We start from the raw sequence: 6073 nt of genomic DNA, 5'->3' as shown, positions 1-6073 counted from the left end.
CGAAAGCGCATCCCGGAATGACGGCGGAGAGAGGCCTATTTCTTCGCCGCTTGGGCTCGCAGGCGTTCTTCCTGCTCGCGCAGCTCCGGCGTCAGCGCGTCGCCAAAATCTTCCGCCGAAAAGATTTGCCGAATCTCGACTTCGGAGCCGCGGTCGAGCGGCGCGCGCTTCATCCAGTCGATCGCTTCCTCCATCGACTTGGTCTGGATCAGCCAGAAGCCGGCGGTGAGATCGTTGGTGAGGTTGAACGGACCGCGGCTGACGCTGCCTTGCCCACCGGAATATTTGATCCGCGCGCCCCTCGACGTCGGATGCAGGCCCTCACCGGCTTCCATGATTCCGGCCTTGACCATTTCCTCGTTGAACTTGCCCATCGCGGTCAGCAATTCCGTATCGGGCATCACGCCGGCTTCGCTGTCCTTGCTGGCCTTCACAATCACCATGAACCGCATCGTCACGCTCCGTTGGTCCTCGATTTATCGACCGGCTGCCAGCCGGCGCCCATCAACAAGACGAGCGAGGTTTTGCGGCACCGACATGTCCGGCGGAATTATTTCGGAGGTAATTGCCATGCCCGAGATGCCGTACATCGCAGCGGAGTTCAAGACTGGCCCTTACTCCGCCGACCACCTTCGCACCGGTTCCGTCTCGCCCTCCATCGTGGCCTCGAACACCGGCGACGCCAGCACCGCGTGGATGTGAAGCGTCGTGGTGCCGCAATTACGGAACCCGTGCTTGTGTCCGGCCGGCACGATCAGCGACTGGCCGGCCGTCGCGATCACGCGCGCTTCACCCAGCCACATTTCGGCGTCGCCCTCGCGCACCGTCAGCACCTCCTCGACCGGATGCGAATGGGTCGGCGCGCCGGCGCCGGGCGCCACCCATTGCTCGAAGATGCACAGTTCTGCCGCGCCGTTGCCGGCGGAGACCACCATGCGGGTTTCAACGCCCAGCCGCCATTGCTCGGGCGGCGTGTCCCTGACGTCGCTGACGATCATCGGATTTCGTCCTTTCGCTTGCGAGGTTGCGCGTGGCTCTTCGGGGTTTTGCAGGGTGCCCCGGATGCTGCGCAGCGCGCAAGCGATGTGCTGCTGATCCGGGGTCCATGACAACGCGGGTCCCGGCTCCGCGGCGCATCGCCAAAGCGGCGCTGCGCCGCGTCCGGGACACGATCCACGGCATGGTTTATAGAAACGCAAATCGGATCGATCGCGAATGGAACCCTTATGGCCCCTGCCCTGCAAAAGGTCGCACTCGTCACCGGCGCCGCGCGCGGCATCGGGCTCGCGACGGCGAAACGGTTTCTCGCCGAGGGCTGGCGCGTCGCGCTGCTCGACATCGAGGGCCAGTTGCTATGGAAGAGCCTGGAAGAGCTGGCCGATGCCGGCAATACGCTGGGGCTGCACTGTGACGTCTCCGATGCCAAGGCGGTCAAAAGCGCGGTCGCCGAAATCGAACGACGCTTCGGCCGCCTGGACGCGCTGGTCAACAATGCCGGCGTCGCGCTGTTCGCGCCCCTGCTCGACACCTCGGACGAGGACTGGAGCCGGGTGCTTTCGGTCAATCTCACCGGCCCCTTCCTCTGCACCAAGGCGGCGGCGCCACTGATGCGCGAACATGGCGGCGGCGCCATCGTGAACATTACTTCAATTTCGGCGGTACGCGCCTCCACGCTGCGCTCGGCCTACGGCACCAGCAAGGCGGGGCTGGCGCATTTGACCAAACAGCTCGCGGTGGAACTCGCCTCGCTCGGCATTCGCGTCAACGGCGTAGCACCGGGCCCGGTCGACACCGCGATGGCGAAGGCCGTACACACGCCGGAGATCCGCGCCGACTATCACGACGCCATCCCGCTCAATCGCTACGGCCTCGAAGAGGAACTGGCGGAAGCCGTGTTCTTCCTGTGCTGCGACCGTTCGAGCTACATCACCGGGCAGATTCTCGCCGTCGACGGCGGTTTTGACGCCGCCGGCATCGGTTTGCCGACGCTCCGAGGGGAGAGACGGAACCGGTAGCGCTTCGGCCACACCGGCGATCTTTCATCGTTTTCGTTCGAATCTTTCGCTTGTGCAGCGTGACCTCCCCGAATCAAACGCCTAAGTTGTGCGGGCGCGGCGATGATCCGGCGTCGCGCACGGCGCTGAAACTGAACACCGGATCGGGGGAGTATTGCGTGATGTCGGGACTACTTATCAATCTGATCATCCAAATCATCAGCGGTGCCGTCGGCGGAAATGTTGCCGCGGCCGCGGTCAAGAGCATCGATCTTGGCACGATTGGAAACACCATCGCCGGTGCGATCGGCGGCGCCGCCGGGGGGCAGGTCCTGGGTATGCTGATTCCGTTGCTTGCCAATACCGCTTCGACGCCGGATATCGGCAGCATCGTCGGCCAGATCGCCGGTGGCGGCGTGGCGGGCGCGGTTCTCACGGCGATTGTCGGCGCCGTCAAGAGCAGGACGGCCTGACTTATCTGCGGCCACTTATCAGCGTAGCGGGGCCCGATGCGCGCCCCGCTGGCGGCGATTGAGATACGCTTTCCCATCACGACCAATTGACTGCCAGCACGCGCCAGCCGCTCTCGAGCCGATCGATCCGGGTCAGCGACAGCGGATCGATGACAAAACGCAGCGCGCTGTCGGGCTCAAGGTCGAGGGCGATGGCGAGCACGGCGCGGATGGTGCCGGAATGCACCACCAGCACGGCATCGCCTGCCGGTAGGCTGGCAAGCCCCGCTTTCGCGCGATCGATCTGGTCGACGAAGAACTCGCGATAGGCGTTACCAAGTTTGGCGACCAGGTCGTTGTGCCGCCGTCCGGTCCAGGCGCCGAAATCCTGCTGGTGGCGCGGCGGCGACGCATTCCCGTTCTGCTCGACGGGTTCGTCGCGACCGCCGCCGTCCTGCCGCTCGCGCGCCTTGACGCAGGCGTGCTGGATCACTGCCGCGCCGGGCACGTCTCGGCCGAACCCGGCCACCGCGAATTGCTGCGCGAGTTCGGCCTTGAGCCGCTGCTCGATCTCGGCATGCGGCTCGGCGAGGCCTCCGGCGCCGGCGTGGCGATCCTGCTGGCGCGCGCCGCGCTTGCCTGTCACATCGGGATGACGACCTTTGCCGAGGCCGGGGTTTGCGGCGCGAATGACTGACGAAGCCTTGTCGCGTCCGCCAATGCTGATTAACTCAGGCATTGATCGGGACGCGAAAGGAGCCGCTGATGCGCAGGGTGGTCTGGAGAGCCATTTTGGCCGCGGCTGCGCTCGGCGCGGCGATCGTGCCGGCACGGGCGGAAGTGCGTATCCTCGCAAGCCCCGGCGGAGAGGTCGGCCCGTTCCTCGATCTGTTCGAGCGCGTGCGCCAGTCCGGCGAGCGCGTCGTGATCGACGGGCCGTGCCTGTCGGCCTGCACGCTGGTGCTGAGCACGGTGCCGAACGAGCGCATCTGCGTGACGCGCCGCGCGGTGCTCGGATTCCACGCCGCGCGTTCGGTCGACCGGCGCGGCCAGATGTATGCCGAACCGGAAGCATCGCAGGCGGTGCTGGACACCTATCCCGCGCCGGTGCGCGGCTGGATCAGCCGCCGCGGCGGTTTGACGTCGCGGCTGTTATTGCTGCGGGGGCGCGAACTCGCGGCGATTTATCCGAGGTGCCGGTAGATCACATGCCTTCCAGCGGGCAGTTCACCATCCAGGGAATGCCGAACTGATCGGTACACATGCCAAAACCTTTCGAGAAGAACGTCTTGCCGAACGGCATGTCGGCGCTGCCGCCCTCGCACAGCGCCTTGAACTTGCGCTCGGCTTCGGCGGGATCCTTGACCGTGATCGAGACCGAAAAGCCCTGCGGCTTGTGGAAGTGTTCAGGCGGCGCATCGGACGCCATCAACAGCTCGCCGTCGATCGAAATCCTGGCATGCATGATCTTGTGCTTTCGCTCCGGCGGCGACGGCATCTCGGGCGGCGCCTCTTCATTTCTCAACATCATCTCGATCTTTGCGCCGAGCGTCTTTTCATAGAACTTGAACGCCGCCTCGCAATTGCCGTCGTAGAACAGATAGGGATTGATCCGCATCGCACTCTCCTGGGGTTTGGACTTGTGTTGGTGTGCGTTTCCCGGATGCTGCGCAGCGCCATCAGCGCGTTCACGCGCGTCTTCGACGCGCTATGCCGGTGCGCTGCTGATCCGGGGTCCATTCGGGCCGCGACCATGGGTCCCGGCTCTGCGGCGCAGCGTAAAGACGCTGCACCGCGTCCGGGATACGATTATAGTTCATGCGGCTCATTTCCCGGCGAGCTTTTTCAGGTTGGCGAAACCGATCTCGAAATCGCGGCCGACCACGCGGTCCATGTTGAAGAACACGTGCATGATCTTTCCCATGAAAGGGGTCGGACCATGCATGAGCCAGGTCAGATGGTGGCATCGCCCTGTGGCAGCATGGTGAAACTCAATGGTCTCAAGCATGGTTGGGCTCCGTTTGTGCCAAATTCCCCGGTCAGGCAAGCCGGCGGCGAAAGGGAATCAGCGCGCGCAGACCGCGGTCGCGCAACCACAGCCCGCCCCACGCCATCAGGCCGAGATAGAACCCGAACAAAGTGTGGCTGAGCAACGGGCTTCCGATCCGCAGGTGTGACGCCATCGCGCCGCCGAGATAGCCGGTCAAAAGGATCGCGCCGAGGATCGAGGTCGGCGGAATCGAATAGAGCACGATGCAGACGATGGTGATGATTCCGAGGCTTCGCGCCAGGCTATCGCTCGAACCATAGCCCATGTTGTCCATCGTTTCGGTGACGACGGGCCATGGCACGAGCTTGATGGCGCCATCGAACAGCAGGAATGCAATCACAAGACCGCTGAGAATGCGGCCCGCCCAGCGCGCAGATTCGGTGATTCTGACATCTTGCACGTTCATCGCGCGTCTCCCCTGGGATTGATGATGCACAATCCCGGGACGAACGGCGCTGGCACAATCCGACAACGGAGCGGCAAAAAATTTCGGCAAAAGGACGATAGAACGAATTGTGCCCAAGCTGTTCCAATTTTGGTCGCAAATTTGCCCCCGACTCACTTCACATTCGCAAATGGGTAGGTTGGGGCGCGTTCGGCTACCTATATTATGGGGGATTTAGCCATGGCCACCGTAGATTCGACAGAAAGAAAACAAAATTGCCTCGATGAAGCGCTCCGCGGTGACGAAGCGATTCGCGCCGATGAATATTCGGACGACGAATTTTCGGATGGCCTCGTGTCGCTGCTTGAAGAAAATGCCCGGCTTCGCGGGCTTGTGGTCAAGCTATCGGACATCATCCTCCGGCACGTTGCTGACCGGCGCTAGCGCCGCATTGCCGGTCCGGTTGCGAAAAGCCGCTACTTCGCCGTATTCGCGCCGTGTTGCCGGCTGTCGCGCATCAGCCGGTCGAGATGCATGCGGATATGGGCGGCTTCCGCCGAAGTGTTCGCCAGCGCGATCGCGCGGTCGAAGGCCTCTCGCGCCTCATCATTGCGGCTGAGCTGCAGCAAAAATGCGCCGCGCGCGCCGTGGTAATGGAAATAGTTCGACAGCCGCGATGACAGCGGCTCGATCATCTCGAGCCCGGCCTGCGGCCCGCGCACCTTGGCGACGGCGACCGCGCGGTTGAGCGTCACCACCGGCGACGGCTGCATGATCTCGAGCGCGCCATAGAGCAGGTCGATCTGGGTCCAATCGGTCTGCTCGGGCGTTTCGGCGCGCGCATGCAGTGCTGCGATCGCCGCCTGAATCTGATAGGGCCCGCTGCGGCGATGGCGCATCGCCTTGTCGATCAGTGCGAGCCCCTCGGCGATCATCTTCTGATTCCAGAGCGAACGATCCTGATCGTCGAGCAGGACCACCGCGTCCTCGGCATCGAACCGTGCCGCCGCCCGGGCATGCTGCAGCAGCAACAGCGCCGTCAGCCCCATGATCTCGGGCTCGCTTTGGAACAGCCGCAGCAGCAGCCTGGCCAGGCGGATGGCCTCTTCGCACAGGGGGCTGCGAATCTCGGCGGTATCGCCGCTCGCGGAATAGCCCTCGTTGAAGACCAGATAGATCATGGCGGCGACCG

At 63.9% G+C, this 6073-nt stretch carries 11 protein-coding genes; 4 read left to right on the top strand and 7 right to left on the bottom strand.

Going from position 1 to position 6073, the window contains the following annotated elements:
- Positions 1-35: 35 nt before the first annotated feature.
- Both WCE35_RS04760 and WCE35_RS04755 read right to left on the bottom strand, forming a co-directional pair.
- Positions 36-452: a YciI family protein gene (locus WCE35_RS04760; protein ID WP_424592188.1), complete on the bottom strand. Its 417-nt coding sequence runs from the start codon at positions 450-452 to the stop codon at positions 36-38.
- 162 nt (positions 453-614) lie between these two features.
- Complete coding sequence (locus tag WCE35_RS04755; protein WP_424592187.1) at positions 615-998, bottom strand: cupin domain-containing protein; 384 nt, start codon at positions 996-998, stop codon at positions 615-617.
- A 228-nt stretch (positions 999-1226) separates the two neighbouring features.
- On the opposite strand from WCE35_RS04755, the gene WCE35_RS04750 reads away from it, so the two are divergent.
- Both WCE35_RS04750 and WCE35_RS04745 read left to right on the top strand, forming a co-directional pair.
- Entirely contained in the window at positions 1227-2015 is a 789-nt protein-coding gene (locus tag WCE35_RS04750) for an SDR family NAD(P)-dependent oxidoreductase (RefSeq protein ID WP_424592186.1), read from the top strand.
- Positions 2016-2176: 161 nt separating this feature from the next.
- Positions 2177-2467: a hypothetical protein gene (locus WCE35_RS04745; protein ID WP_424592189.1), complete on the top strand. Its 291-nt coding sequence runs from the start codon at positions 2177-2179 to the stop codon at positions 2465-2467.
- A 76-nt stretch (positions 2468-2543) separates the two neighbouring features.
- Here WCE35_RS04745 and WCE35_RS04740 read toward each other — a convergent pair whose 3' ends face one another.
- The gene (locus WCE35_RS04740; protein ID WP_424592185.1) at positions 2544-3185 is read right to left on the bottom strand and encodes a histidine phosphatase family protein; all 642 of its coding nucleotides are present in this window, start codon (positions 3183-3185) and stop codon (positions 2544-2546) included.
- A gap of 26 nt (positions 3186-3211) precedes the next feature.
- Between WCE35_RS04740 and WCE35_RS04735 the strand changes: the two genes are divergently transcribed.
- Positions 3212-3649: a hypothetical protein gene (locus WCE35_RS04735; RefSeq protein WP_424592184.1), complete on the top strand. Its 438-nt coding sequence runs from the start codon at positions 3212-3214 to the stop codon at positions 3647-3649.
- 1 nt (position 3650) lies between these two features.
- Here the strand turns inward: WCE35_RS04735 and WCE35_RS04730 are convergent, their stop codons facing one another.
- The 3 genes from WCE35_RS04730 to WCE35_RS04720 all read right to left on the bottom strand — a co-directional run bounded on the left by WCE35_RS04730 (position 3651) and on the right by WCE35_RS04720 (position 4902).
- The gene (locus tag WCE35_RS04730; RefSeq protein WP_424592183.1) at positions 3651-4064 is read right to left on the bottom strand and encodes a VOC family protein; all 414 of its coding nucleotides are present in this window, start codon (positions 4062-4064) and stop codon (positions 3651-3653) included.
- A gap of 207 nt (positions 4065-4271) precedes the next feature.
- Positions 4272-4454 carry a hypothetical protein gene (locus WCE35_RS04725; protein WP_424592182.1) on the bottom strand — a complete coding sequence of 61 codons (183 nt, stop codon included), beginning with the start codon at positions 4452-4454 and terminating at the stop codon, positions 4272-4274.
- 31 nt (positions 4455-4485) lie between these two features.
- A complete protein-coding gene (locus WCE35_RS04720) occupies positions 4486-4902 on the bottom strand; it encodes a DoxX family protein (RefSeq protein WP_424592181.1) in 417 nt (138 codons plus the stop codon).
- A gap of 219 nt (positions 4903-5121) precedes the next feature.
- Between WCE35_RS04720 and WCE35_RS04715 the strand changes: the two genes are divergently transcribed.
- Positions 5122-5325, top strand: a complete 204-nt coding sequence (locus WCE35_RS04715; protein WP_424592180.1) for a hypothetical protein — start codon at positions 5122-5124, stop codon at positions 5323-5325.
- Positions 5326-5357: 32 nt separating this feature from the next.
- Here WCE35_RS04715 and WCE35_RS04710 read toward each other — a convergent pair.
- The coding region (locus tag WCE35_RS04710) for an RNA polymerase sigma factor (protein WP_424592179.1) at positions 5358-6073 on the bottom strand (716 nt) is incomplete at its 5' end.

Source organism: Bradyrhizobium sp. (assembly GCF_049691595.1).
Taxonomy (GTDB): domain Bacteria; phylum Pseudomonadota; class Alphaproteobacteria; order Rhizobiales; family Xanthobacteraceae; genus Bradyrhizobium.
The sequence above is the reverse complement of the archived record's forward strand: the minus strand, read 5'-3'. Positions and strand labels throughout refer to the sequence as shown.

Excerpts from the sequence above, each read along its gene's own strand:
- WCE35_RS04745 (WP_424592189.1), top strand. The coding sequence starts at position 2,177 with ATGTCGGGACTACTTATCAATCTGATCATCCAAATCATCAGCGGTGCC.
- WCE35_RS04715 (WP_424592180.1), top strand. The coding sequence starts at position 5,122 with ATGGCCACCGTAGATTCGACAGAAAGAAAACAAAATTGCCTCGATGAA.
- WCE35_RS04720 (WP_424592181.1), bottom strand. The coding sequence starts at position 4,902 with ATGAACGTGCAAGATGTCAGAATCACCGAATCTGCGCGCTGGGCGGGC.
- WCE35_RS04755 (WP_424592187.1), bottom strand. The coding sequence starts at position 998 with ATGATCGTCAGCGACGTCAGGGACACGCCGCCCGAGCAATGGCGGCTG.
- WCE35_RS04750 (WP_424592186.1), top strand. The coding sequence starts at position 1,227 with ATGGCCCCTGCCCTGCAAAAGGTCGCACTCGTCACCGGCGCCGCGCGC.
- WCE35_RS04735 (WP_424592184.1), top strand. The coding sequence starts at position 3,212 with ATGCGCAGGGTGGTCTGGAGAGCCATTTTGGCCGCGGCTGCGCTCGGC.
- WCE35_RS04725 (WP_424592182.1), bottom strand. The coding sequence starts at position 4,454 with ATGCTTGAGACCATTGAGTTTCACCATGCTGCCACAGGGCGATGCCAC.
- WCE35_RS04730 (WP_424592183.1), bottom strand. The coding sequence starts at position 4,064 with ATGCGGATCAATCCCTATCTGTTCTACGACGGCAATTGCGAGGCGGCG.
- WCE35_RS04740 (WP_424592185.1), bottom strand. The coding sequence starts at position 3,185 with ATGCCTGAGTTAATCAGCATTGGCGGACGCGACAAGGCTTCGTCAGTC.
- WCE35_RS04760 (WP_424592188.1), bottom strand. The coding sequence starts at position 452 with ATGCGGTTCATGGTGATTGTGAAGGCCAGCAAGGACAGCGAAGCCGGC.